Origin of the sequence: Pseudooceanicola endophyticus, assembly GCF_018760365.1 — a bacterium.
In the GTDB taxonomy this organism is placed as follows: Bacteria; Pseudomonadota; Alphaproteobacteria; order Rhodobacterales; family Rhodobacteraceae; genus Pseudooceanicola; species Pseudooceanicola endophyticus.
In genome coordinates, this window is record NZ_JAHIAB010000001.1 from 106,150 (window position 1) to 127,018 (window position 20,869).

Sequence of the window (20,869 nt, forward strand, 5' to 3'; positions counted from 1 at the left end):
AGGTTAACAGAATTGAAATCGACGTTAATCTATCCGCGAGATAGGGAAACTTTGTCACCTGCCCAAAGGGTTAGGGGGCCCCGGGTGAAAGCTTTCGGGAATTCGCATTCAAATTCAGACATTTGAATATTGTCTTAACACATATCGAATGCCCATTCAGGGCGCTGAACGAAGGGGAAATATCCTTAAGGATAGGTACCCGAATAGGGGCGTAATTCCGGGTCCGGAACGGGAAAATCCGAATTTTGCCCTGTCTCCAAGGCCCTGCAGTGGATTCGCCGGTGTCCCCCGAATTTCTAGCTATCGGGAAACCGGTCCTTCCCGCATCACTGTATCAGGTATTCGGAGCCCGCCGGGAAAGCCGCTCCGAAGCCGGCGACAGCAACAGTTGGTCCCCAAGCGATGTCGCCATGGCGCGCCCGCCCCCGAATGGCATCCCCAGTGTCAGGGCGCGCCGCCTCGCCGCCCGGGCGCCATGGCCCCTCCGGTTGCCTAAGCCGGTGCGGGATCGGCGCCGGGCGGCGAGGTCTGCTTTCCCTCCCCCCTTTTCCGATGCCTTCAACACACGCATTGAGGTCTTTATCGAAATGATAGATAAACCTTAAGGACACCTCAGGGAGGAGGTTCCGCCATGCCCGATATCGACAGCGACTTCAAAGGCTCCATCCCGGAGATCTATGACAGCCATCTGGTGCCGGTGCTCTTTGCCGATTACGGCGCCGAGCTGGCGCGTCGCGTCGCCCGCAGTGATCCCGCCGCCGTGCTCGAGATCGCCGCCGGCACCGGCGCGGTGACCCGGGCCATGGCGCCACTGCTGAGAGCGGGCGCCCGTTACGTGGTCAGCGACCTGAACGAGGCGATGCTGGAACGCGCCCGGATGCATCACCCCGCCCCGGTGCCGGGCATGGAATGGCAGATCGCCAATGCCCTGGCCCTGCCCTTCGAAGACGACAGTTTCGACGCGGTCTTCTGCCAGTTCGGCGTGATGTTCTTCCCCGACCGGGTGAAGGGCTTTTCCGAGGTGCGCCGCGTCCTGCGGCCGCAGGGCCGTTTCCTTTTCAACAGCTGGGGGCCGCTGGAGGAAAACGACTTTTCCCGCATCGCGGTCGAGACGCTGATCCGGCTTTACCCGGACGACCCGCCGCTGTTCCTGGCCCGCACCCCCTTCGGCTACGGCGATCCCGCCGTGATCGAACGCGACCTGCGCGCCGCCGGCTTCACCCGGGTCTCGCTCGAGCGGGCTGAGCGCGAATGCCATGCCGGGACGGCGGATGATTTCGCCTTCGGACAGATCTACGGCTCTCCGCTGCGCCTCGAGATCGAGGGCCGGGGCGATCCGCCGCTGGCGCAGGTCCGCAAGGAGGTCGCGAAGGCGCTGGCCGAGCACTGCGGCAGCGGCCCGACCCGGGGCCGCATGGTGGCGCTGATGGCCGAGGCCAGCGGCTAGATCACCAGCAGCCAGATCACTGCGGCCAAATCACTGCGGCCAGATCAATAGAGACGGGTGCGCGCATCCTCGTCGTGCATCTCCTGGATCTGGGTCAGGTTCAGCTCGGACGGGGCAGCCTCGGCGGCCCATTGCGCCAGGGTCGGGGCGCTGCGGCGGGCGGGCCAGGTCTCGCTCCGCCAGAGGGCCGAGCGCACGAAGGCCTTGGAGCAATGCATGAAGACCCGCTCCACGGTGATCGCCAGCGCCAGGTCCGGCAGGCGCCCGTTATGGGCCAGCGCCGCGCGGATATCCTCGTCGCGCAGGATCTGCGCCCGCCCCGAAACCCGCAGCGTCTCGGTATGGCCGGGGATCAGGAACAGCAGGCCAACCTCGGGATGGCGCAGGATGTTCTCGAAACTGTCGAGGCGCTGGTTGCCCAGCCGGTCGGGCAGCAGCAGGGTATGATCATCGGCCACCCGCACGAAGCCCGCCGCGTCGCCGCGCGGCGAGGTTGCGATGCTGCCATCCGCCCCCCGGGTCGAGAGCACCGCGAAGGGCGAGAGCGCGATGAAATCCCGCGCCAGGGCGTTCAGGCGGCTCATGTCCTTGTGCAGCACCCGGACCGAGGTTGGCTCGGGCAGGATCGCGCGCAGGGCCGCGCGGCTGGTGACGGGGGACTTCGGCGTGAAGGTCATGGGCAGCTCCGTTTCGGACCGGGAAGACGACGGACTTCAGCTTCTGGCTCGCAGCCTAGCACATCGCGCCCTGGTTGCATCCCGGCATTCCGCCTCGCCGAAACCGGCCCGCGCGGGGGCCCCTGCCCGGCAAAACCGCCCGTCCGGGCCGGAAACCGCCGATCCCCGGGCCGGCCATTGGCGGGGTTCCACCCGTCCCGCCGACCCGTGTGCCGGAACATGGAACAGCCAGCGGGGGCATGATCGTTCTTCCTCGGACGCGGGGCAGCCGTCCCGCCATGAGGATCGGAGCGCATGAACGAGATGCAGGAACAGCCCGGCCGGGACAGCGGCGCGGGCACCGTCACCGGCGGGCCGCCGCAGAAATGGGATTACCAGAGCCTGACCGCCTTCCGCGGCATCGCCGCACTGCTGGTCGTCTTCTACCATTTCTCGGGCGGCTTCATGCCGGGGCTCAGCCCGGAACATGTCACCTACTTCGTCGATCGCAGCTACCTATGGGTCGATTTCTTCTTCCTGCTCAGCGGCTTCGTGATGGCCCATGTCTACCGGGAGCGCTTTTCGGAACGGATCGGCGGCCCGGCCTACCGGGGGTTTCTGGTGGCGCGCCTAGCGCGGATCTACCCGCTGCACCTGGCCCTGCTGGCGGCCTTCGTCGCGCTTGAGGTGCTGCGCAGCCTGGCGCTTCAGGACGGGCTGATCGAGGCCCGCCTGCCCCCCTTTGAAGGCCCCAAGAGCCTGTCGGCGCTGCTGGTCAGCCTGGGCCTGCTGCAATCCACCGGCATCGAAAGCGCGCTGGCCTGGAACTGGCCCTCCTGGTCGATCGCCTCGGAATGGTTCGCCTACCTGCTGTTCCCGGTGCTGGTGCTGGCGGGCGCGCGGATGGGCCGGCGCGCCGGGCTGCTGTCGGCAGCGGCCTGCCTGCTGGGCCTGGTGCTGCTGTCCAAGGACGGCGGCGCCCAGCTGGACCGCACCGCAGATTTCGGCGTGCTGCGCTGCCTGTGCGAGTTTTCCCTCGGGATGCTGGTCGAGGCGGCGTTGCAACGGCTGCTGCGCGCCGGGGACCGGCTGCGCTGGCTGGCGCGCGGAACCACCTCGGTGGGGCTGCTGGCCCTGATCGTGCTGGGGATGCACCTGGGCTGGGATGCCATCGCCTTCCCGCCGCTGATGGCCGCCTTCCTGCTGTGCCTGGCGCTGAATGACCGCCGCGAGGGGCGCTTTGCCCGGGCGCTGTCGGGCCGGATGCTGCTGTGGCTGGGCACGATCTCCTATGCGATCTACCTGTGCCACGCGCTGGTTCTGGAGGCGGCAGAGCTGGCCGGCAAGGTCCTTGTGGGGCACAAGCCCGGCGTCGGCCTGGACCCGGCGCAGTCGCTGATCGCCATTGCCATCGCCTATGCGCTGATCCTGCCGCTGGCCCATGTGCTGCACCGCGGGATCGAACGTCCGGCGCAATCCGCAGTGAAATCCAGCCGTCTGGCTCGGCGTTTCATCCACGGTCCGGCAGCCACCGGGACCCGTCCGGCCACCCAGGGCTGAAATTGCAGGCGACCTTAAGGTAAAGGGTTGCAAACGTTGGGAAGCCTCTCTAAAGACGCGAACACGATCTGCGCCCTGCGGCGCCGGTCAGGGCGACGAGCTGCAAGGTGCGGCAGCGGACTGTAACTCCGCCGGGGAGACCCATGCCTGGTTCGATTCCAGGGTCGCCCACCACTTCCCCTTCTCAGAACGTGGTGGACCCGGGGCCGGGTCGACGGGCCTTTTCGGCCCGCCGAAAGCGCCTTAGCGGCCCGACGTGTCCAGCTGGTCGCGCAGCCAGTCCCCGAGCAGACTGATCGACAGCGTGGTCAGCACGATCACCACCGCCGGGGCCAGCAGCACCCAGGGCGCCGTGCTCAGGTAGCTGCGCCCGTAACCCACCATGTTGCCAAGGCTGGTGTTGGGCGGCTGGATGCCAAGGCCCAGGAAGGACAGCCCGCTGGCCGCCAGGATCACCTCCGGGAAGGCCAGCGTGGCCGAGACGACCAGCGTGGCGGCGATGTTGGGCAGCAGGTGACGGGCATAAAGCCGCCCCGGCCCCGCCCCCAGCTGACGCACCGCCATCATGTAGCCCTGCCCGTTCGCCGCCATCGCAAGGCCGCGCACCACGCGGGCGTGACGCTCCCATCCGTAGAAGGCCAGCAGGAAGACCAGCAGCGTCCAGGAATTGCCGAAGAACGCGAGCGCCGACAGCGCCAGGATGATGAAGGGCAGCGCCGCCTGCACGTCGATCAGCACCAGCACGACCTGCTCTACCGGGCCACGGAAATGCGCCGCCGCCAGCCCCATCAGCGCCCCGAAGGCCACCCCCAGAAGGGTCGCGCAGAAGGCCAGCGTCAGCGACACCCGGATCGAGACGATCAGCCGGCTCAGCACGTCGCGGCCCAGCTGGTCGGTGCCCAGCGGATGCGCCCAGGCGCCGCCGAACAGCACCGGCGGTTGCAGCCGCGCGGAAAGGTCCATCTGCGTGATCGTGTAGGGTTGCAGCCAGTGCGCGCAGAGCGCCACCGCGACCATCAGCAGGATCCACAGGCTTGCCGCCGCGATCGAGGCAGGCATCGCCGGCAGGCGCAGGCGGCGCCGCTCGGGCAGGCTCAGGGTGACATCGGCGCTCATGCCTGGGCCTCCTTCATGCGGGGATCGAGCCAGGTGTAAAGAAGGTCCACCAGCATGTTGGAGACGACCATCGTCGTGGCCACCAGCACCAGCACGCATTGCACCACCGACACATCGCGCGAGGTGACCGAGGTGACGATGAGCTGCCCCAGACCCGGCCAGCTGAAGACGCTTTCGGTGACCACGGCACCGGCCAGCAGCCCGCCCACCATGAAGCCCACCATGGTGACCACCGGGATCGAGGCATTGGGCAGCGCGTGGCGCAGCACGACCTCGTGCCAGAGCAGCCCCTTGGCCGAGCCGGTACGGATATAGGGCTGGTCCAGCACCTCGATCATCGCGGAGCGGGTGAAGCGCGCCAGGATCGCCGCCCAGCCCACCGCCAGGGTGAAGACCGGCAAGAGCGCCGAGGTCCAGCTGTCGTTGCCGCCAGAGGGCAGCCAGTGCAGGTTGACGGCAAAGATCAGCACCAGCACCAGCCCCAGCACGAAGCCCGGCACCGAAAAGCCCGCGACCGCGCCGAACATCATCAGCCGGTCCAGCCAACGGCCCCGGTTCAGCGCCGCAAGGGTGCCAAGGGCCACGCCGAAGACCACGCCCAGGATCAGCGCGGGCACCATGATCTCAAGCGTCACGCCGACGCGGGCGGTGACCTTCTGCAACACGTCGGCCCCGTCCAGCATCGACTTGCCGAACTCTCCGTGCAGGATCTGCCAGGCGTAGGAGGCGAACTGGATCACCAGCGGCTGATCAAGGCCCCAGGCCTTGCGGAAGGCGGCCAGCGCATCGGGCGGGGCATCGGGGCCCAGGATCACCATGGCGGGATCCGAGGTGGTGCGCAGCGCCACGAAGGCCGCCACCACCACGATCAGGATGGTCAGCACGGCGCGCAGCAGGCGCCGGATCAGGAAGCGGGTCATGCCGGGGTCTCCTGGAGGTCGTGATGGCAGGCCACCGCGCGCCCGTCGGCACGCAGGCTCAGCCCCGGGTCCGTGCGGCGGCAGTGTTCGCTGGCCCGGGCGCAGCGCGGATGGAAGGCGCAGCCCGAGGGGCGGTTGCCAGGATCGGGCGGCTCGCCCGACAGGCGCGGGCGCGGCGTGGTGCGGAACGGGTCCGGGATCGAGCTGACGAGGACCTGCGTATAGGGATGGCGGGGGGCGGCAAAAAGCTGCGCGGGCGTGCCGCGTTCGACGACGCGGCCCAGGTACATCACCGCCACCTCGTCGGCGATGGTGCCCACCAGCTTCAGGTCGTGGCTGATGAACAGCATGGCCAGGTTCAGCTGCCGTTGCAGCCCCAGCAGGATGTTCACAACCTGCGCCTGGATCGACACGTCCAGCGCCGAGACCGGCTCATCGCAGACCAGAAGCTCGGGTTCGCTCGCAAGGGCGCGGGCCAGCACGACGCGCTGGCGCTGCCCGCCCGAGAGGGCCAGCGGCTGGGCTTCGCCCTGATCGGGACGCAGGCCGACGGCACGCAGCAGCTCGGCCACGCGGGCGGCGCGGGTTTCCTGCGTGCCGATGGCGTGGATCTCAAGCGGTTCGGCGATCTGGGCGGCGACCGACATGCGCTTGTCGAGCGCGCCCAGAGGATCCTGGAAGACCAGTTGCATACGACGGCGCAGGGCGCGCCAGGCGGCGCTGCCCTCAGGCGGCATGGGGGCGCCGTCAAACAGCACCTCTCCGCCATCGGGGGCCTCCAGCCCCAGGGCGATACGCCCGGTGGTCGACTTGCCGCAGCCGCTTTCCCCGACGATGCCAAGGATCTTTCCGCGCGCGACGGAAAGCGACACATCGCTCAGGGCATGGACGGGGGTCGGCGCCTGGAACAGGCCGCCGCCGCGCGCATAGGTCCGGCTGACGGAGCGCAGTTCAAGTAAGGGCATCGGTCTGCTCCGGGGTCAGGGTCTGCGCCGGGGTCGACAGGACGCAGGCCGAGAGATGGCTGCGATGGCCGGCGACGGGCGCGAAATCGGGCTGTGCATGGGTGCAATCGGCGCGGACATGCAGGCAGCGGGGCGCGAAGGCGCAGCCCTTCGGCATGTTCCAGGGGTCCGGCACCTGCCCCGGGATCGGCGTCAGCGTGCCCCGGCCCCGCCCCAGGCGCGGCGCGGCGGCGATCAGCCCGGCGGTATAGGGATGGGCGGGCGCGCGCAGCAGGCGGCCCATCGGCGCGCTTTCGACGATGCGCCCGGCGTAAAAGACGGAAATGCGGTCGCAAAGCTCGCCCACGACCGCCAGATCGTGGCTGATCAGCACCAGCGCCATGCCCAGATCGCGCCGCAGATCATCCAGCAGCGTCAGGATCTGCGCCTGGATGGTGACATCAAGCGCCGTGGTGGGTTCATCCGCGACCAGCAGATCGGGCTGGCCGGCCAGCGCCATGGCGATCATCACCCGCTGGTTCTGGCCGCCCGAAAGCTCGTGCGGGAAAAGATCGACGCGGTTCCTCGCATCGGGAATGCCGACCTGATCGAAAAGCCGGATCGTCTCGCGCCGCGCCTCGGTCTTGGAAAGGCCGCGATGCAGGCGCAGCACCTCGGCGATCTGGCGGCCGACCCGCTGCACCGGGTTCAGCGCGCTCATCGGATCCTGGGAAATCAGCGCGATGCGCCCGCCGCGCAGCCGTGCCAGGCGCCCTGCCGGCATGGTCCGCAGGTCCTGATCATCGAAGCGGACGGAGCCGGTGATCTGCGCCGCAGGCCCCAGCAGGCCAAGGGCTGCCAGCCAGGTCACCGACTTGCCCGAGCCGCTTTCGCCGACGATGCCCAGGGCCTCGCCCTTCGACAGCGACAGGTCGATCCCGCGCACGGCGGGGCCGCGCGGGAAGCGGACGTGGAAATCGTCGAAGCGCAGGAGCGGATGCGCCGCTCCTGCTTCGGTCATGGACGGGGCCATGATCAGCTCCAGTTGCCAGGACGGAAGTCCATGGCGAAGGAGGGCGACACCTGCCAACCCATCGACTTCGATTTGGCGGTGAAGGTGGCGTTCTGGTTGATCACGCCATAGGCCGGATCCTCGCGTTCCAGGATCACCAGCATGCGCTGGAAGGCCTTGCGGCGCGCGGCCTTGTCGGTCGAGGTCTGAAGGACGCCGCAGAGGGTGTTGACCTCATCGTTGCCGTATTCGCCGGTCTGCACCGCCTGGCCCTGCGGCCCCCACTGGTTCGGCTGGGTCGCGACCGGATCGGGGAACGACCCGCCCGAGGACCAGTCATGCACGCCGCGGGTGCCGTTCGGATCCCAGACCTGGGACCAGTTTTCCTTCATCTCGATCTCGACGTTCAGACCGACCTGCTTCCACATCTCGACCATGACCTGGGCGTTGTTGACCTGAAGCGTGTAGTAGTCGTTCAGCAGGCGGTAGGGGATCGCATCGCCCTTGTAGCCGGCCTCCTTCAGCAACTGGCGCGACTTCGCGGGGTCGTATTCCGGCGCCGCCCAGTCCGAAAGGTACATGTCGCCGTACCATTTGAACTGATCGCCCTTGGGCACCACGGTCTTGCCCATCCAGAGCTGGTCCACGATCATCTGGCGGTCGATGGCATGCAGCATGGCCTGACGGACGCGCGGATCGACCAGCGCGGTGTCGTGCTTGTCAAAGCAGGTGACGCGGATGTTGTTGATGATGCCGCCGACGACCTCCAGGCGAGTGTCGCTTTCGACCTGGGCGAACTGGTCCGGCGTCAGGTCGCAGGCCATGTCGTACTGGCCGGCGCGCACGCCGTTCACCCGCTGCGCGGCCTCGGGCACCTGCACGAAGCGGATGCGTTTCAACGGCGGCAGGCCACCCCAGTAGTCATCATGAGAGACCAGCACCAGCTCGGTATCGGGATCCAGCTTTTCGACCTTGTAGGGGCCGGTGCCGACCGGGGCGCGGGCGAAATCAAGCCAGCTCGGGGCCTCTTCGAAGGCGCGGCGGCTGATGATCTGCGAGCCGAGCGCCATGATCCGGCCTTCCATCGTGACGTCCGGCGTCGCGTTGATGAAGCGGACCTTGTAATCGCCCACGGCCTCGACCTTGACGAGGCTCGGCCAGAGGCGGCGGGCCACGGCGGGCACCTGCGGCGGCAGCTCCTTGGTGCGGGCGGTCACGGTCCGCTCGACCACGGAGATGGTCTTGTCCCAGCCCTCGGGCGTGGTGTCGCCCATCATGCGGTCGGGGCTGAAGGTGAAGACGACATCCTCGGCGGTCAGTTCATCCCCGTTGTGGAATTTCACGCCACGGCGCAGGTCCAGCTCGACCGTCTTGTCGTCGATGCGGGTCCAGGCGGTCGCCAGACGCGGGATCGGCGACAGGTCGCCGCGCAGGTCCTGACCGATCAGGCACTCCAGATAGGAATTCATGATGCGGGTGCCGACGTTGGATTGCTCCGACAGTGGATCAAGCGTGTTCGAGGTCGCCAGTTTCTGCACGGCGATGGTGATTTCGGGACGGCCTGCGGCCTGGGCGAAGGAAAGGCTGGGGGCGGCCAGAGCACCGGCCGTGAGGCCGAGGAACCGGCGACGGGGAAGGAGAAGCATCTGTCTGTCCTTGAACGGGTTCAATGGGAGGAACGGCGGTCCAGGAACCCTTCGGGGTTGCTCTGGAACACGGTGAGGGTGCGGTCGGCATGGCGCATCCGCCAGCTCAGCATCTTCTGCGCATAGATGCGCAGGGTGTCCGCATGGGCGGGGTCTTCGGCCAGGTTGATGAACTGGCCCGGGTCGTTCTTCAGATCGAAAAGCAGCGGCGGCATCGCGGTGAAATGGACGTATTTCCAATCTCCGTCCTGAATCACGCAGAGCCCGGCCTCGTGCTGGCCGACGCCAAGCGCGGCCTCGTGTTCGCGCCCGAAGGCATCGCGGCTGTCGAATTCGTAATGCAGCGCCTCCCGCCAGCCCTCTGGGCGCCCGCTCTCAAGGAAGGGCAGCAGCGAATGGCCATCGACCGTATGAGGCACGCTGCCCCCCAGCCAGTCGAGGATCGTCGGCATCACGTCGATGGATTCGGTGAAGGCGGTCTCAATCTCTCCGGCGCGGGATTTGCGACGGGGATCCTTGATCACCAGCGGCACCCGGAAGCTCTGGTCATGGTAGCAGGTCTTGCCCAGCAGATGGTGATCGCCCAGCTGTTCGCCGTGATCCGAGGTGAAGACGATCAGCGTGTCGTCCCAGATCCCGGCGCGGTCGAGCTGGGCAAAGATCCGGCCCAGGTGGTCGTCGATCTCGGTGACCAGGCCGTAGTAGGTGGCGCGGGTCTGGCGGATCTCATCATCGCTCAGATCGGCGGCCAGCCCCTCGGCGCCCTGGAAGTAGTCGCCGCTGCGGTTGGTGCGCAGGTGATGGGCTAGCAGCGGGTGCTGGGCGCCCTCTTCCCGCGGCGAGGGGGCGCGCAGCGGCCCGGGCATGTCGGCGGGATCGTACATGTCATTGTAGGGCGCAGAGGCGACGAAGGGCGGATGCGGACGCCAGTAGCCCAGATGCAGGAAGAACGGCCGCTCGGGCGTGCGCCCCTCAAGATAGGTCAGCGCGGCCTCGGTGAAGAAGGCGGTGTCGGAAAGCGGCGCGGGAATGCGCGCGGGCCGGTCCGTGGGACCGGGTGTCGCGTCGCCCTCGGGCAGCCAGATGTCGTCGCGGTTCGCCGGCAGCGGAAAGCCCTGGCGGGAGACCCAGCCGAAATAGGCCTCCTTCTCGGGCTCGAAGGAGGCGATGGGGCGGAAGCCCTCCATCACGTCGCCCAGCCAGCGGAAGCGGGGATCGTTCGTCGACAGGCCGCGCGGATCGGGAACCGAGGTCGAATAGCCGATCAGCGCCGGATCATAGCCGACCTTGCGCAGCTCTCCGGCCAGGGTGGCATGGCGCCGATCCAGCGGCAGGGAGTTCTGCACGACGCCGTGGTTCGAGGCATAGAGGCCGGTCATCAGGCTGGCGCGCGCCGGGCCGCAGGGGCAGGTCACGGTGACATGGTTGGCGAAGGTGACGCCCTCGGCGCAGAGACGGTCGATGTTGGGCGTGCGGATATGCTCGGTCCCGAGCTTCGAGAGGACATCGGCGCGCCACTGGTCGACGACGATCATCAGGACATTGGGTTGGGTCATCTGCGCCTTCCACTTTGAAGAAGGCCTCACGCCCTCCCGTTGCGGCGCAGTTCAACGCGGAAGCTGTGTCAGTCGGATAACGTTAGTATGAATATATATTAAAGCTGAGCGGTAGTGGCGGCCCCCTGCCCCGCACGGCAAAACGGCGCGCCCCGGAGAGCGCGCCGTCGGATCTTGCGGAAAATGCGATGGCCTCAGGCCAGTTCGCGGCCCAGCTTGCCCAGATAGCCGGTCACCAGCTCTTCGGCACGACCCGAGGTCGCGGCCTCGGCGTAGCAGCGGAACTCGGGCGCGTTGCCGGAGGGGCGCAGGTGCACCACGTCGCCGCTTTCGAAGCGCAGGCGCAGGCCGTCGGTCAGATCGACCGCCTCCTCGCTGCCCATGTCGGCAAAGAAGCCGGCCCGGGCCGAGGCGTCCTCGGTCAGCCTGGCGATGAAGGCCTTGGAGACATCGGTCTCGATCCCGGCGATGCGGTCGGCGGCGGTGAAGCGCGGCGGCAGGGCGGCAACCAGATCGGCCAGGGTCTTGCCCTCGGCCACGGCGGCGGCCAGCGGCGTCAGGATCGGCAGCAGGCAGTCGCGGGTCATCAGCGGCGCCAGCTTGCCGGCGGGGCCGGAGGCGGCAAAGCCCAGAAGGAAGCCCCCGTTGGCCTCATAGCCCACCACGGCGGCGGCGGGATCGGCGGCCAGCTCGGCCTCCATCGCGGCGATCACGAAGGGAGAGCCGATCTTGGTGCTGACCACCTTGTCAAAGCCCATCTCCTGCACCAGCGTGTTCGACGACACCGGGGTGCAGATCACCTTGGCACCCAGGGTCTTGGCGCTCAGCGCGCCCAGCACGTCACCGGGCACGATGCGGCCGGTGGCATCGGCAACCATCGGACGGTCGGCATCGCCATCGGTCGAGATCACGGCATCCAGACCATGTTCGCTGCACCAGCCCGAGAGCATGGCACGGGTCTCGGCGTCCAGCGCCTCGGTGTCGACGGGGATGAAGACATCGGAGGGGGCAAGGATCACCGCCTCGGCGCCCAGCCCCTCGACGACCTCGACCATGGCGCCGCGCGCGACCGAGCTGTGCTGGTAGACGCCGATCTTCAGACCGGCCAGGGCGGAGGTGCCGAAACCGTCCTTGTAGCGCTCCACATAGGCGGGCAGCGCAGCGGGGGCCTCGACGATGGGCGCCGGGATGGCCCCGGAGGCGGCGCGGCCAAGATTGGCGTTGATCCCCTCCTCGTCCGCCTTCGAGATCTCGCCCGAGGGGACGTAGAACTTCAGGCCGTTGCGGTCGGCGGGAATGTGGCTGCCGGTGATCATCACGGCGGCATGGCCCGCGGCCATGGCATCCAGCGCCAGCGCCGGGGTCGGCAGCGCGCCGCAGTTCATCACCGCCACGCCCTCGGCGGCGATGGTCTGCATCACCACGGCGGCAATGTCGGGCGAGGACGGGCGCAGATCCCAACCGACATGCACGGCGCCGCCCGTCGGGCAGGCCGCCAGGAAGGCACGGGTGTAATCGGAAACAAGTTCGGCGGTCAGCTCGACGACAAGGCCGCGCAGGCCGCTGGTGCCAAATTTGGGAGCCATAATGGATTTCCTTCTAAAAGATTTGAGAATTTTCTGGCCGAGGTTGCGCCCGCTTGCAACCTCGGAAACCTTCCGGGCCGTTGCGGAACGCCGCCCTGCCCATTCCGCCATCAGCCAGCGGCGGGAAAGCGCGTCCGGGTGCGGTTGGCGAAGGCCACGAGCGAGAGCATCACCGGCACCTCGACCAGCACGCCCACCACCGTCGCCAGCGCCGCACCGGAGTTCAGCCCGAACAGGCTGATCGCCACCGCCACCGCCAGTTCGAAGAAGTTCGACGTGCCGATCAGCGCGCAGGGTGCGGCGATCCGGTGCGGCACCTTCAGCGCGAAGGCCGCGCCATAGGCCAGGGCGAAGATGCCGTAGCTCTGGATCAGGATCGGAAGGGCGATCAGCGCGATGACCAGCGGATGCGCCAGGATCACCGCGCCCTGAAGCCCGAACAGGATCGCCACCGTGGCGATCAGCCCCAGGATCGACCAGGGCTTGGCGCGGGCCGAGAAGGCCTCGACCGCCGCCTTGCTGCCCAGCCGCGCCCGGGTCAACGCCCCCGCCAGCAGCGGCAGCGCCACGTAAAGCAGCGTCGCCAGCACCAGGGTTTCCCAGGGCACGCGGATCTCGGTCACGCCCAGCAGGAACGCCACCACGGGTGCGAAAACCACCACCATGATCAGATCGTTCACCGAAACCTGGACCAGCGTGTAGGTGGCATCGCCGCGCACCAGCTGCGACCAGACAAAGACCATCGCCGTGCAGGGCGCCGCCCCCAGCAGGATCAGCCCGGCGATGTACTGCGCGGCCTGCCCGGGCGCCAGGAAGGCCGCGAAGAGGTGGTCGAAGAACAGCACCGCCAGCGCCGCCATGGAGAAGGGCTTGATCAGCCAGTTGACCACCAGCGTCACCAGCAGGCCCCGGGGCTGGCGCGCCACCCCGGCAACGGCACGGAAATCGACGCCCACCATCATCGGATAGACCATCGCCCAGACCAGCACCGCCACCACAAGGTTGATCCGCGCCACCTCGGCCCGGGCGATCAGCCCGACCAGCCCCGGCGCCAGCACACCGATCGCGATGCCCCCCGCCATGGCCAGCGCCACCCAGAGCGTCAGCAGCCGTTCGAAGCGCCCCATGGCAGGGGGAAGGGAAAGGTCGGTCTGGGTCATGGGGGCTCCGGCGGATGGGTTTTCCCAGACCTACGTCAGCCGCCGCGCTCTGCCAATGCACAGGCCGATGACACCTTGCCGCCACCCCGACCCTGCGCGCTATTTGACATTTGTTCACATGGTGCACTAACTGGGGACATGCCGATCAAGCAGACAGATTTCATCGCCAGTTTCGCCAAGGGCCTCCAGGTCCTCGAATGTTTCGGGGCCGAGGCCGTGCGCCTGTCAATCACCCAGGTCTCCGAGGCCACCGGCCTTGACCGGGCGACGGCGCGGCGCTGTCTTCTGACCCTGGCCGAGCTGGGCTATGCCGAACATGACGGCAAGTTCTTCCAGCTGACCCCGAAGGTGATGCGGCTGGGCATGGGGGCGCTGGCCAGCCTGCCACTGACCCGCATCGTGCAGCCCTGGCTTGAGGAGCTTTCGGGGCGGATCGGCGAATCGGTCTCGGTCTCGATCCTCGACGGCACGGAGATCGTCTATGTCGCCCGGGCCGCACAGCGCCGGGTGATGTCGATCAGCCTGATGCCCGGATCGCGCCTGCCGGCCTACTGCACCTCCATGGGGCGGGTGCTGCTGGCCGCCCTGCCCGAGGCCGAGGCCCGCGCCGTCATCGAACGCTCGCGCCGGGTGGCGCGCACGCCCCAGACCCTGACCGACCCGGAGCAGATCATGGCCCGCCTCGACCAGGTGCGCCACAGCGGCTACGCGATCATTGATCAGGAGATCGAGACCGGCCTGCGCTCGATCGCGGTGCCGCTGATGAATGCCCATGGCAAGGTGGTGGCAGCGCTGAACACCGGCCTGCCGGCGCTGCACGCCGATCCCGAGGAACTGGCGCGCGACTACCTGCCCGCCCTGCAATCGGTGCAGGCCGGGCTGCGCAGCGTTCTGCATTAGGGCTGAAGGCGCGCTGCAATTCCCTCCAGCACCAGGGCGCGCTTTCGCAGCCACCAGCGCCTTGGTTCGCCCCGCATCACCTCGGCGGTGTGGCGCAGGGCGCCCGCCAGTGCCGGTTCCTCCTCGGCCACCTGATCCCAGCGGGCAGCCAGAACCTCGACCCGGGGCCGGCCCTCGGCATCGCCCGAGGTGATCCTGCGCCAGCCCAGGAAGGAATCCGAGGTCACGTCGATCAGCGTCTCGACCGCCAGCACCGCATCGGGCAGCGCGAAACCATAGGCCTGCATCTGCACCACCGCCTCCCCAAAGCTGCGGATGCCGCTGACCGGCATCACCTCCATGGAGCGGATCGCGTCGGCCAGACCCGGATGACGTTCATAGAGATCCCAGACCGCGTCGCACATCGCCTCAAGGAACAGCCGCCAGTCGCCCTCGGTGCGGCGCCAGTACAGATCGGCCACCGCCAGCTCGGCGGCGGCAGCGATGATCTCGTCCCGACCGCGCACATGGCGATAGAGAGAGGAGTGATCGACCCCGAGCTGGGCCGCCACGCTTGTCACCGTCGCCACGTCAAGACCGATCTCGAGCGCGGCCCCGGCAATCGCGTCCCGCGAGATCCGCGCGGGGCGCCCCGGCTTTCGGTTGGGGGGGGAAAGATCGTTGGAGTCGTCTACCTGCATACAGCACACCTTATACGCGAGCACTCGGTAAAACCAGTTAAAGCAATGCCTTGCGTCCTATCCAAAGGTCCTATTCCGCAAAGGCCGTCCCAGTGCGCCCAACCTCGGAGCATTCACCCTTCATATTCCGAATATAAGATTGAACAAGGCACCTCTTGCAGCAGCCTGACCGCCGGTCCCTGCCTGCCACAGACCTGCAAATATGCTTTTGCGATGTGGACTTCCGGAGGGTCCGCTTGTCATAGATCAAGGAGGCCCGGAAGGTCCGGGTGCACTGATCCGGCTCTGACCGCCGCCCGGCGCCCCCATCGAAGGACCGAACCGACATGACAGCACTTCCTGCCGCGCCCCGGCCCGGACCGTCTCCGGCCCGCCCCGTTCCGGCAGTGATCGCCGTCGTTGCGCAGGAGGGGGCCGTGCTGCTGGTGCAGCGCTCCAAGGCGCCCGACGCCGGCCTGTGGGGCTTTCCCGGTGGCCGGGTCGAAGCCGGCGAAACCGTCTTTGCCGCCGCCGAGCGCGAACTGCACGAGGAAACCGGGATCACCGCCCGCGCCGACGACGTGCTGGACGTTCTCGACATCCTCGATCGGGACGAAGACGGCGGGCTGCGCTTCCACTACGTGCTGATCGCGGTCCGCTGCGCCTGGCAGGCGGGAACTCCGGTGGCCGGCGACGATGCGCTGCAGGCCCGCTGGGTCCGGCTCGCCGAGCTGGACGCCGAAGCGCTGGCCCTGTCGCAGGATGTCGCCCGGCTGGCGCATCTGATGCTGGACGGGACCCACCCCGCATGACCGGCCCGGCCCGCCTGCTGATCATCGCGCCTTCCGATCCCACCGGCGCCGACGGCCACCAGGCCCGGGCCGCCGCCCTGGCCGGTCTGGACATCGAGACCTGCTGCATCGCCTCCGGCCTGCTGATGCGCCGCCCCGGGGCCGCCGCCACGCTGCTGGCTCATCCCGCCGATCTGCTGGCCGCGGCGCTGGAACAGGCCCTGGCCAGGGCCCCGGTCCAGGCCATCCTGATCGGCGCCCTGGGCAGCCCCGGCAATGTCCGCCTGCTCGCCCACCTCCTGCGCCGTCATCCGGGCATCCCGGTTCACTGTGCCCCCGGCACGCTGGAGGACGCCCCCGAAGCGCTGATCGCCGCCCTGACAGGCGAACTGCTGCCGCTGTGCAGCCTGCTCAGCACCGGGCACGACGGCGCCCGGGCCCTGCTGGGCCGCCCTCTGCCCCACCCGCAGGGGATCGCTCAGGCGGACCTGGCCGGGCTGCACGCCCTGGGCTGTCCCAACGTGCTGCTGCATGCCATGGACGCGGACGGCACGGGGCGGCTGCGCAGCCTGCTCTCCGGCACCTGCGGCCTGCGACGCTTCGAGGCGGTCCTGCCAGAGGGCGCCGGGAGCACGACCGCGCTCTGCCCGCTGATCACCGCCTTCCTGGCCCGGCTCGAGATTCCCGAGGCGGTGTTCCGCGCCCAGTCGCATCTGAGCCGCGACACGGTGATCACCGACTACCTGGCCCCCGGCGACATCGCGCGCCCCGTCCGGCTGTCCGGATCGGCCCCCTGAGGCGGCCTTCGGAGACGGCTTCGGGCGAACTCCCGACCAAAACAGTCAACTATTTGAAATTGTTGAATTTTACTCTTGCGCCCCGAAACAGGACCGGGTATCACCTGTCTTCAAGAGGACCAGCCAGCTGAACGCCAGCCCCTCCTCTTCTTCCAGCACCGCCAGGACAGCGACGCCGCGCGCAAGGGTCAGACCCAGCCAGCCATCGCAGCCATTTCCCAGCCAGCACGAAGCCCCGCCGGATCCCGCCTAGACCGGGCGCAGGAAACCGCCATGCGGTCGCGCAGATCCCGCCGGCCAAAGCCCGACCCGGATCATCAGACGTTCCAGCCAGCCCCCGCGACGCGGGGCCACCAGGCATTCGAGAACGAAGCGCAGGGGCGAAATCTCGGTCATCCATCCCTCCCGGGGTCACAGATGCGTCCTGCCTAGCCGGTCGTGGTAACGCCGCCGTGACGCCCGAGTATCAGCCGCGTTAAAGCATGTGCGCCGCCTTGTTTCCCGCGTCGTCGGGCGCCAGTCTGCCCGGGAAACGACCGGAGACACGACATGAGCCTGTTCGACGAAGACCTTTTCCTGAAGGGCCTTGCACAGCGCAAGGGCACGCTGGGCGATGCCTATGTGCAAAAAAGCCTTGATGCGGCGGATGACTTCACCCGCCCCTTCCAGGAGGCCATGACCGCCTGGTGCTGGGGATTCGGCTGGGGCGACGAGGTAATCGAACCGAAAACGCGCTCGATGATGAACCTCGCCATGCTGGGGGCGCTCGGCAAGATGCACGAATGGGAGCTGCATTGCCGCGGCGCGCTCAACAACGGGGTCTCGGTCGAGGAGATCCGCGCCATCGTCCATGTGGTGGCGATCTACTGCGGCGTGCCCCAGGCGCTGGAATGCTTCCGCGCCGCCCGCAAGGTGCTGGAAGCCGAGGGCCGGCTCTGAGCCATCTGGATTTCGCGGGCCGGTCGCCTTATGCGGGGGGCATGACCCGCGTGATCCTCTTCAACAAGCCCTTCGACGTGCTGCCGCAGTTCACCGACCGCGGCACCGAAGGCACGCCCCGCCGCACCCTGTCGGATTTCATCGACCAGCCCGGGGTCTACCCGGCCGGACGCCTGGATCGCGACAGCGAGGGGCTGATGGTGCTGACCGATGACGGCAAGCTGCAGGCGCGGATCACCGATCCGAAGCACAAGCTGCCCAAGACCTACTGGGTCCAGGTCGAAGGCCTGCCCTCGGACGAGGCCCTGGAGGCGCTGCGCCGGGGCGTCACGCTGAAGGACGGCCCCACCCGCCAGGCCCGGGTGCGCCGGATCGAAACGCCCGAAGCTCTTTGGCCCCGCGATCCGCCGATCCGGGTCCGCAAGTCGATCCCCGATTGCTGGCTGGAACTCGAGATTCGCGAAGGGCGCAACCGCCAGGTCCGCCGCATGGTTGCCCATGTCGGCCATCCCTGCCTGCGCCTGATCCGCGCCGCCGTCGGCGACTGGCGGCTGGACGGTCTGGCTCCGGGCGACTGGAAGGATGGCGAAGCCCCGAAGCGGCAGCGCTGACGCCAAAGGAGGGGGCTCTGCCCCCGTCTCCTGTGGAGACTCCCCCGGGATATTTCCGGCCAGATGATGAAGAGCGCCTGCTCCCTGTCATCTGGCCATAAATATCCCCGCCGGAGGCACTGTCAGCCGACCCGCTCCCCCTCGACCCAGATGCCGCGGGTGACAGGCACGCCGCCACGCAGGGAAAAGCGGACCAGGTCGGCGCGCAGGCCCGCTCCGATCCGCCCGCGATCACTCAGCCCCGCCGCATCCGCGGGGGCGGCACTGACCGTCGCGATTCCCCGTGCCATGTCGCCCCAGTGCTGCCCCAGCTGCACCGCAGCCTGCAACAGCGCCGCCGGCACGTAATCCGAGCTTAGGATGTCCAGCAGCCCGAGGTCCGCCAGCTCCAGCGCAGAGACGTTTCCGGAATGAGAGCCGCCGCGCACCAAATTGGGTGCCCCCATGATCACCCGGATGCCGGTCTCGTGGCAGGCGCGTGCCGCCTCGACCGTAGTGGGGAATTCTGCCACGCGGATGCCGTAGGCGTGGCTGGTCATCACCTGGGCCCGCGTGGTGTCATCGTGGCTGGCCAGCACGGCGCCGAAACGACCCGCCGCCTCCACCGCCGCCGCCTCGTGCCGGGCGCCCAGCTGGTCGTGCAGATCATAAAGGAACTGGATGTAGTCCTCGAACCCCGCGCGGGAGAGGCCGTGCTTGCCGCAAACGTAATCCTCAAACTTGGAGATATCGGAGAACTGTCGCTGCCCCGGCGTGTGATCCATCAGGCTGACGATGCCGATGCCATCCTCGGGGCCGAATTCCGACAGCTCCTCGATCAGCGTTTCCGAGCAGGTCTCGGCGCGCAGGTGCAGCTTGTGGTCGATCCGCAGCGCCCCCTGGCGGCGCATCGCCAGAATCTCGTCCGCCATGGGACGGGCATAGCGGCGATAGTCGCCGCGCGGCCCCTCGACGATCGAGCCCACCCGGATCGCGTCGAAGACCGTGGTGATGCCGCAGCCGCAAAGCTCCGCGTCATGGGCGACGATGGCGGCATTGTGCGGCCAATGCGCCTTGGGGCGCGGCATCAGGTGGCGTTCCAGGTTGTCGGTATGCAGCTCGACCAGACCCGGTATCAGGTAATCCCCCTCGCAATCCAGCGCGCCGCGCGGCACCGCGCCGCTGCCGATCTCGGCGATCCGCCCGTCGCGCAGCACCAGATGGCCGCGCCGCACCTCGTCCGGCAGCACCAGCTGCGCATTGGCCAGCACCTGCTCCGAGGTCCGCCCCCCGATCTCCTGCCCTGCTCCGTCCATCATCGTCACTCCGTTCCCCAGCCTCTGTCGCATCATTGCGCGGGCATGTCTTCGAGAAGGGCCAGCACCCGCGCCACCGTAGCGTCGAGCGGGCCCGAATTGTCCACTTCCGTGGCGGGAATGCCCGGCGGCAGGGCGAAATCCGCCCGCGCCAGGCGCCGGGCGATATCGCCGGCATCCTCGCGCCCGCGCGCTGCCAGCCGCGCCGCCAGTACCGGCACCGGGGCGCTCAGCCGCAGGCACAGGAACCCCGGCACCCGGGCCCGCGCCAGACCCAGCACCCCGCGCGAGAGGTTGACCAGCGCGTCCTGCCCCGCCGCCAGCGCATCGCCCACGTCATCGGGGATGCCGTAATGCAGGCCATGGGCCTGCCAGGACAGCAGGAAGGCCCCCGCCGCCTCGCGCGCCAGGAACTCCGAACGGCTGACGCTGTCGAAGACCTCGCCGCCCGCCGCGCCGTCCCGGGTGATCACCCGGCGCACCAGCACCGTCCCGGGACGGCGCGCGGCCACCGCCTGCATCACGCTGTCCTTGCCCACGCCCGAAGGCCCCACGACCCCGATCAGCCGGCCCGCCATCCTCAGACCTCCCGCGCCGGCGTGAAGGCGGTCACGTCGACCTCCCGGTCGCAGACCCGCGCCCGCGCCGCCGCATCGTGGAAGATCCCCAGCAGGGCCGCGCCACGCGCCTTTGCTTCCTCGATCAGCGCCAGCACCTCCTCGCGGTTCACCGCATCCAGGCTCGCCGTCGGCTCGTCCAGCAGCAGCGCCGGGTAATCGCGCACGAAGCCGCGCGCGATGTTGACCCGCTGCTGCTCTCCGCCCGAGAAGGTCGTCGGCGACAAGCCCCAAAGCCGCTCGGGAATGTTCAGCCGCGCCAGCAGCACCGCCGCCCGCGCCCGCGCCGCCTCCGGCGCGACGCCCGCCTCCAGCAGCGGCTCGGCCACCACCTCAAGCGTCGGCACCCGGGGCACCACCCGCAGGAACTGGCTGACATGGCCCAGCACATTGCGCCGCATCTCCAGCACCTCGCGCGGGCGCGCCGCGGCCACGTCCAGCCCCCCCACCAGGATCCGCCCCGAGGCCGCAAGATAGTTGCCATAGACCATCCGCATCAGCGTCGATTTCCCCGCCCCCGAGGCCCCCACCAGCGCCACGCATTCCCCCGGCGCCACCGTCAGAGAGGCCCCCGCCATCACCGGGATCACCGCGCCGCCCTGGTTGTGCAGGGTAAAGCGCTTCGACACGTTCTCGACCTTGATCATTTCATCTTTC

General features: G+C 68.4%; 21 protein-coding genes and 1 tRNA gene. 8 read left to right on the forward strand and 14 right to left on the reverse strand.

What is annotated here, in order from left to right; translation table 11 throughout:
- The first annotated feature begins 631 nt into the window (after positions 1-631).
- Complete coding sequence (locus tag KM176_RS00505; protein WP_160891641.1) at positions 632-1,447, forward strand: class I SAM-dependent methyltransferase; 816 nt, start codon at positions 632-634, stop codon at positions 1,445-1,447.
- A gap of 44 nt (positions 1,448-1,491) precedes the next feature.
- Here the strand turns inward: KM176_RS00505 and KM176_RS00510 are convergent, their stop codons facing one another.
- Positions 1,492-2,124 carry an MSMEG_1061 family FMN-dependent PPOX-type flavoprotein gene (locus KM176_RS00510; RefSeq protein WP_160891643.1) on the reverse strand — a complete coding sequence of 211 codons (633 nt, stop codon included), beginning with the start codon at positions 2,122-2,124 and terminating at the stop codon, positions 1,492-1,494.
- Between the two features lie 294 nt (positions 2,125-2,418).
- Between KM176_RS00510 and KM176_RS00515 the strand changes: the two genes are divergently transcribed.
- Both KM176_RS00515 and KM176_RS00520 read left to right on the forward strand, forming a co-directional pair.
- Entirely contained in the window at positions 2,419-3,663 is a 1,245-nt protein-coding gene (locus tag KM176_RS00515; protein WP_160891645.1) for an acyltransferase family protein, read from the forward strand.
- A gap of 90 nt (positions 3,664-3,753) precedes the next feature.
- A tRNA-Tyr gene (locus KM176_RS00520) sits at positions 3,754-3,837 on the forward strand.
- Between the two features lie 69 nt (positions 3,838-3,906).
- Here KM176_RS00520 and KM176_RS00525 read toward each other — a convergent pair.
- From KM176_RS00525 to arsB, 8 genes are all read right to left on the reverse strand, one after another.
- Positions 3,907-4,779, reverse strand: coding sequence for an ABC transporter permease (locus KM176_RS00525; protein ID WP_160891647.1), 873 nt, complete (start codon positions 4,777-4,779; stop codon positions 3,907-3,909).
- Positions 4,776-5,699, reverse strand: a complete 924-nt coding sequence (locus tag KM176_RS00530) for an ABC transporter permease (RefSeq protein WP_160891649.1) — start codon at positions 5,697-5,699, stop codon at positions 4,776-4,778. The genes KM176_RS00525 and KM176_RS00530 overlap by 4 nt, the downstream gene beginning before the upstream one ends.
- A complete protein-coding gene (locus KM176_RS00535; protein ID WP_160891651.1) occupies positions 5,696-6,664 on the reverse strand; it encodes an ABC transporter ATP-binding protein in 969 nt (322 codons plus the stop codon). The genes KM176_RS00530 and KM176_RS00535 overlap by 4 nt, the downstream gene beginning before the upstream one ends.
- On the reverse strand, positions 6,651-7,664 hold the full coding sequence (locus tag KM176_RS00540) for an ABC transporter ATP-binding protein (protein ID WP_160892499.1): 1,014 nt from the start codon (positions 7,662-7,664) through the stop codon (positions 6,651-6,653). Before KM176_RS00540 ends, KM176_RS00535 begins: the two co-directional genes overlap by 14 nt.
- Before the next feature lie 14 nt (positions 7,665-7,678).
- A complete protein-coding gene (locus tag KM176_RS00545; protein ID WP_160891653.1) occupies positions 7,679-9,301 on the reverse strand; it encodes an ABC transporter substrate-binding protein in 1,623 nt (540 codons plus the stop codon).
- A gap of 20 nt (positions 9,302-9,321) precedes the next feature.
- On the reverse strand, positions 9,322-10,857 hold the full coding sequence (locus KM176_RS00550) for an alkaline phosphatase family protein (protein ID WP_160891655.1): 1,536 nt from the start codon (positions 10,855-10,857) through the stop codon (positions 9,322-9,324).
- 194 nt (positions 10,858-11,051) lie between these two features.
- On the reverse strand, positions 11,052-12,443 hold the full coding sequence (locus KM176_RS00555; RefSeq protein WP_160891657.1) for a phosphomannomutase: 1,392 nt from the start codon (positions 12,441-12,443) through the stop codon (positions 11,052-11,054).
- A gap of 110 nt (positions 12,444-12,553) precedes the next feature.
- Complete coding sequence (arsB, locus tag KM176_RS00560) at positions 12,554-13,570, reverse strand: ACR3 family arsenite efflux transporter (RefSeq protein ID WP_160892501.1); 1,017 nt, start codon at positions 13,568-13,570, stop codon at positions 12,554-12,556.
- Positions 13,571-13,741: 171 nt separating this feature from the next.
- Between arsB and KM176_RS00565 the strand changes: the two genes are divergently transcribed.
- Positions 13,742-14,503, forward strand: a complete 762-nt coding sequence (locus tag KM176_RS00565; RefSeq protein WP_160891659.1) for an IclR family transcriptional regulator — start codon at positions 13,742-13,744, stop codon at positions 14,501-14,503.
- Here the strand turns inward: KM176_RS00565 and KM176_RS00570 are convergent.
- On the reverse strand, positions 14,500-15,183 hold the full coding sequence (locus KM176_RS00570) for a TetR/AcrR family transcriptional regulator (protein WP_160891661.1): 684 nt from the start codon (positions 15,181-15,183) through the stop codon (positions 14,500-14,502). The two genes, KM176_RS00565 and KM176_RS00570, sit on opposite strands and share 4 nt — an antisense overlap.
- Before the next feature lie 326 nt (positions 15,184-15,509).
- On the opposite strand from KM176_RS00570, the gene KM176_RS00575 reads away from it, so the two are divergent.
- Both KM176_RS00575 and KM176_RS00580 read left to right on the forward strand, forming a co-directional pair.
- Positions 15,510-15,974, forward strand: a complete 465-nt coding sequence (locus tag KM176_RS00575) for an NUDIX hydrolase (RefSeq protein WP_160891663.1) — start codon at positions 15,510-15,512, stop codon at positions 15,972-15,974.
- On the forward strand, positions 15,971-16,750 hold the full coding sequence (locus tag KM176_RS00580; RefSeq protein WP_160891665.1) for a bifunctional hydroxymethylpyrimidine kinase/phosphomethylpyrimidine kinase: 780 nt from the start codon (positions 15,971-15,973) through the stop codon (positions 16,748-16,750). The genes KM176_RS00575 and KM176_RS00580 overlap by 4 nt, the downstream gene beginning before the upstream one ends.
- A gap of 249 nt (positions 16,751-16,999) precedes the next feature.
- Here the strand turns inward: KM176_RS00580 and KM176_RS00585 are convergent, their stop codons facing one another.
- Positions 17,000-17,146, reverse strand: a complete 147-nt coding sequence (locus tag KM176_RS00585; protein ID WP_160891667.1) for a hypothetical protein — start codon at positions 17,144-17,146, stop codon at positions 17,000-17,002.
- Positions 17,147-17,299: 153 nt separating this feature from the next.
- On the opposite strand from KM176_RS00585, the gene KM176_RS00590 reads away from it, so the two are divergent.
- Positions 17,300-17,689 (forward strand): carboxymuconolactone decarboxylase family protein, encoded by a 390-nt coding sequence (locus tag KM176_RS00590; protein ID WP_160891669.1) that lies wholly within the window; start codon positions 17,300-17,302, stop codon positions 17,687-17,689.
- Between the two features lie 41 nt (positions 17,690-17,730).
- A complete protein-coding gene (locus tag KM176_RS00595) occupies positions 17,731-18,300 on the forward strand; it encodes a pseudouridine synthase (protein WP_160891671.1) in 570 nt (189 codons plus the stop codon).
- Between the two features lie 122 nt (positions 18,301-18,422).
- On the opposite strand, the gene KM176_RS00600 is transcribed toward KM176_RS00595, so the two are convergent.
- The 3 genes from KM176_RS00600 to phnL are packed head-to-tail and all read right to left on the reverse strand — an operon-like array spanning position 18,423 to position 20,859.
- Positions 18,423-19,595, reverse strand: a complete 1,173-nt coding sequence (locus KM176_RS00600; protein WP_160892503.1) for an alpha-D-ribose 1-methylphosphonate 5-triphosphate diphosphatase — start codon at positions 19,593-19,595, stop codon at positions 18,423-18,425.
- 32 nt (positions 19,596-19,627) lie between these two features.
- Complete coding sequence (phnN, locus tag KM176_RS00605) at positions 19,628-20,173, reverse strand: phosphonate metabolism protein/1,5-bisphosphokinase (PRPP-forming) PhnN (RefSeq protein ID WP_160891673.1); 546 nt, start codon at positions 20,171-20,173, stop codon at positions 19,628-19,630.
- A 2-nt stretch (positions 20,174-20,175) separates the two neighbouring features.
- Complete coding sequence (phnL, locus tag KM176_RS00610) at positions 20,176-20,859, reverse strand: phosphonate C-P lyase system protein PhnL (protein ID WP_160891675.1); 684 nt, start codon at positions 20,857-20,859, stop codon at positions 20,176-20,178.
- Positions 20,860-20,869 lie beyond the last annotated feature (10 nt).

Excerpts from the sequence above, each read along its gene's own strand:
- KM176_RS00505 (WP_160891641.1), top strand. The coding sequence starts at position 632 with ATGCCCGATATCGACAGCGACTTCAAAGGCTCCATCCCGGAGATCTAT.
- KM176_RS00565 (WP_160891659.1), top strand. The coding sequence starts at position 13,742 with ATGCCGATCAAGCAGACAGATTTCATCGCCAGTTTCGCCAAGGGCCTC.
- KM176_RS00600 (WP_160892503.1), bottom strand. The coding sequence starts at position 19,595 with ATGGACGGAGCAGGGCAGGAGATCGGGGGGCGGACCTCGGAGCAGGTG.
- KM176_RS00570 (WP_160891661.1), bottom strand. The coding sequence starts at position 15,183 with ATGCAGGTAGACGACTCCAACGATCTTTCCCCCCCCAACCGAAAGCCG.
- KM176_RS00540 (WP_160892499.1), bottom strand. The coding sequence starts at position 7,664 with ATGACCGAAGCAGGAGCGGCGCATCCGCTCCTGCGCTTCGACGATTTC.
- KM176_RS00525 (WP_160891647.1), bottom strand. The coding sequence starts at position 4,779 with ATGAGCGCCGATGTCACCCTGAGCCTGCCCGAGCGGCGCCGCCTGCGC.
- KM176_RS00515 (WP_160891645.1), top strand. The coding sequence starts at position 2,419 with ATGAACGAGATGCAGGAACAGCCCGGCCGGGACAGCGGCGCGGGCACC.
- KM176_RS00595 (WP_160891671.1), top strand. The coding sequence starts at position 17,731 with ATGACCCGCGTGATCCTCTTCAACAAGCCCTTCGACGTGCTGCCGCAG.
- KM176_RS00555 (WP_160891657.1), bottom strand. The coding sequence starts at position 12,443 with ATGGCTCCCAAATTTGGCACCAGCGGCCTGCGCGGCCTTGTCGTCGAG.
- phnN (WP_160891673.1), bottom strand. The coding sequence starts at position 20,173 with ATGGCGGGCCGGCTGATCGGGGTCGTGGGGCCTTCGGGCGTGGGCAAG.
- KM176_RS00590 (WP_160891669.1), top strand. The coding sequence starts at position 17,300 with ATGAGCCTGTTCGACGAAGACCTTTTCCTGAAGGGCCTTGCACAGCGC.
- phnL (WP_160891675.1), bottom strand. The coding sequence starts at position 20,859 with ATGATCAAGGTCGAGAACGTGTCGAAGCGCTTTACCCTGCACAACCAG.
- KM176_RS00580 (WP_160891665.1), top strand. The coding sequence starts at position 15,971 with ATGACCGGCCCGGCCCGCCTGCTGATCATCGCGCCTTCCGATCCCACC.
- arsB (WP_160892501.1), bottom strand. The coding sequence starts at position 13,570 with ATGGGGCGCTTCGAACGGCTGCTGACGCTCTGGGTGGCGCTGGCCATG.
- KM176_RS00585 (WP_160891667.1), bottom strand. The coding sequence starts at position 17,146 with ATGACCGAGATTTCGCCCCTGCGCTTCGTTCTCGAATGCCTGGTGGCC.
- KM176_RS00545 (WP_160891653.1), bottom strand. The coding sequence starts at position 9,301 with ATGCTTCTCCTTCCCCGTCGCCGGTTCCTCGGCCTCACGGCCGGTGCT.
- KM176_RS00550 (WP_160891655.1), bottom strand. The coding sequence starts at position 10,857 with ATGACCCAACCCAATGTCCTGATGATCGTCGTCGACCAGTGGCGCGCC.
- KM176_RS00510 (WP_160891643.1), bottom strand. The coding sequence starts at position 2,124 with ATGACCTTCACGCCGAAGTCCCCCGTCACCAGCCGCGCGGCCCTGCGC.
- KM176_RS00535 (WP_160891651.1), bottom strand. The coding sequence starts at position 6,664 with ATGCCCTTACTTGAACTGCGCTCCGTCAGCCGGACCTATGCGCGCGGC.
- KM176_RS00575 (WP_160891663.1), top strand. The coding sequence starts at position 15,510 with ATGACAGCACTTCCTGCCGCGCCCCGGCCCGGACCGTCTCCGGCCCGC.
- KM176_RS00530 (WP_160891649.1), bottom strand. The coding sequence starts at position 5,699 with ATGACCCGCTTCCTGATCCGGCGCCTGCTGCGCGCCGTGCTGACCATC.